1 protein-coding gene and 1 pseudogene are annotated in these 1,077 nt (G+C 65.2%); both read right to left on the reverse strand.

Going from position 1 to position 1,077, the window contains the following annotated elements; all coding sequences use genetic code 11:
* Nucleotides 1-61: 61 nt before the first annotated feature.
* Nucleotides 62-805 (reverse strand): ATP-binding protein, encoded by a 744-nt coding sequence (locus AWC25_RS01490; protein ID WP_085166247.1) that lies wholly within the window; start codon nucleotides 803-805, stop codon nucleotides 62-64.
* Nucleotides 806-861: 56 nt separating this feature from the next.
* Nucleotides 862-1,077, reverse strand: a pseudogene (locus tag AWC25_RS01495) (hypothetical protein); the annotation flags it as partial.

The raw sequence follows: 1,077 nt of genomic DNA on the forward strand, positions 1-1,077 counted from the left end.
TGTCATTCGCCTAGGTGATGGGACCATGGTTTGGCCACGGGCTAGGGACCACCTGTTTGGCTCAGTGGGGATGATCTGCGCTTGACGGCAGGCTGTCAACCGAGGGCTTCTGGCGTTGTCGGTAGGACGGTCCTTCGACGATGAGTTCGTGGGCGGTGGAGGTCAGTCGGTCGATGGCAGATTCGGCGAGCATCGCGTCGGTCATGACCGTCAACCACGCGTCGGGCCCCCGGTTGGAGGTCACGATGGTGGCGCTGCGTTGGTGGCGGGTGACGACCAGTTCGTAGAAGTCGGCGGTGGCGGTGGCATCGAGTGGCTGCAACGCGAAATCGTCGATAATCAGTAAACGGACTTGAGCCAGGCGCCGCATCTCTGCTTCGGTGCTGTTATCAAGACGAGATGCCCTGAGTCGCTTGAACATTGCATCAGCACACAACATCAAGGTGGGGATGCGACGACGCACCGCGATATGACCCAACGCGGTCGCAAGGTGAGTCTTGCCGACGCCAACCGCGCCTAGGAGCACCGCACCGTGAGCGGCGTCGAGGAACCGCAGACTGGTCAGATCGGTCCACAGGGTTCGGTCGTAGCGCACGACGGCGTCCTCGTCCCAGGTGTCGAGCCGCATGGCGGGATCTAACCCGGCCGCGCGGGCGCGGCGGGCGGCCGAGCTGGTGTCGCGGCGGGTGGCTTCGTCGGCGAGGACAAGTTCCAGGAACGCGGCGTGAGACAGGTGTTGTTGGCGGGCCAGGGCGAGCCGATCGGGCAGGGTGTCGAGCATCGGTGAGAGTTTGAGTTGACGCATCGCCTTCTTCAGATCCGCCGAGATCGGGTCTGTGACCGCATCTTTGGCAGGCTTGGTCACCACAGTCCCTCCTTGTCCTGCTCGTCGGTGCTGCCGCCGTCGATGACGTGCAGCCAGTCCGGCCGGGGCGTGGATCGGGGTGTGGGGCTGTAGTCGCGGGGATCGCGGGCGAACCGGGCCGCCGCTAGCCCGGAGGCGGCCCGCGGCGGCGGGACCGGGGTGTTTTCGATGGCCTGTTCGAGCATGGCGACGATCTTGGTCACCGAGACGAC

The organism is Mycobacterium sherrisii, from assembly GCF_002102355.1.
Classification (GTDB): domain Bacteria; phylum Actinomycetota; class Actinomycetes; order Mycobacteriales; family Mycobacteriaceae; genus Mycobacterium; species Mycobacterium sherrisii.